At 61.4% G+C, this 1,265-nt stretch carries 1 protein-coding gene; it reads left to right on the top strand.

The window, feature by feature from the left end:
* Positions 1-183: 183 nt before the first annotated feature.
* Positions 184-1,149, top strand: coding sequence for a squalene cyclase (locus tag AC1DT3_RS21635; RefSeq protein ID WP_477467239.1), 966 nt, complete (start codon positions 184-186; stop codon positions 1,147-1,149).
* Positions 1,150-1,265: the final 116 nt, after the last annotated feature.

Consider the following 1,265-nt stretch of genomic DNA (forward strand, 5'->3'; position numbering starts at 1 on the left):
GATCGCATCATCTACGATGCCAAGAAGGGCGCGCTCTACTACGACGCCGACGGCACCGGCGCGACCGCGCAGATCCAGATCGCCACGCTCTCGAAAAACCTCAAGATGACCTACAGGGATTTTTTCGTGGTTTGACGCTATAAAGACTCTCGTCTTCTCGGGTAGCCCAGAAAGCTGGTCCCCATGACTCACCCCGTTTCAGTGATCGATTGGCTTCTCGACTCCGATCCATCGATACGCTGGCAAGTGATGCGTGACCTGATCGACGCTCCAAAGGAGAGATGGGCGGAAGAGCGAGCCAAAGTCGAGACCCAGGGTTGGGGTGCGAGGCTTCTGTCCCATCAGGACGAGGATGGGCAGTGGGCAGGCGGTGCATTTCTGCCGCGTGAATTCGACCATCGCGAGTGGAACGACGTCGGCCAACCGTGGACGGCTACCTGTTTTTCACTGACGCAAATGCGCGAATTTGGTCTTGATCCATCCTCCGAGCGGGCGAAACGCACCGTTGCATTGATCGGCGCCAACGCTCGCTGGGAAGAGGGCGGCCAACCCTATTGGCAAGGAGAAGTCGAAGAGTGCATCAACGGCCGGACCGTGGCCGATGGAGCTTATTTCGGTGTCGATGTGTCGGCGATCGTCTCGAGGCTCGTGGGCGAGCGCCTGGGCGATGGCGGCTGGAACTGCGAGAGGTGCAACGGCTCCCTCCGCTCGTCATTCGCGAGCACGATCAACGTGCTGGAGGGGCTGTTGGAGTACGAGAAGGCCACCGGAGGAACGCCTGAATCCCGACAAGTGCGCCGATCTGGAGAGAGCTATCTGCTGGAGCGAAATCTCTTTCGTCGCCTCAGCACCGGTGAACCGGCGGACGAGGCGTTTTTGCGCTTCCTGTATCCGAACCGCTGGCGGTACGACATCTTGCGCGCGCTCGACTATTTCCGGTCCTCTGCGATGCAAACAGGCGCCGCTCCCGATCCGCGCCTGCGTGCGGCCATCGATCACCTGCGGGCGCGGCGGCTTGTGGACGGCACATGGCCTCTCGACTGGAATCTGCCGGGTCGAGTGTGGTTCACGTTCGACGAAGGGCCGGGCAAGCCATCGCGCTGGGTGACGCTCCGGGCATTGCGCGTGCTCAGATGGTGGGAGCGTTAGCGGCGGCCGGGAATGCCGCTGCCGACTGCGCGTTAGACTATTCCAGATGAAACAGGACCCAGCGGCTAGCCTCGGATCTCGCGCCAGAACGCATACCAGGTATTCCAGCCCATGCC

The sequence above is a fragment of the Microvirga sp. P4_G7 genome, from assembly GCF_056401005.1.

Bases quoted from the DNA above. Each gene is read 5' to 3' on its own strand.
- AC1DT3_RS21635 (WP_477467239.1), top strand. From the start codon at position 184: ATGACTCACCCCGTTTCAGTGATCGATTGGCTTCTCGACTCCGATCCA.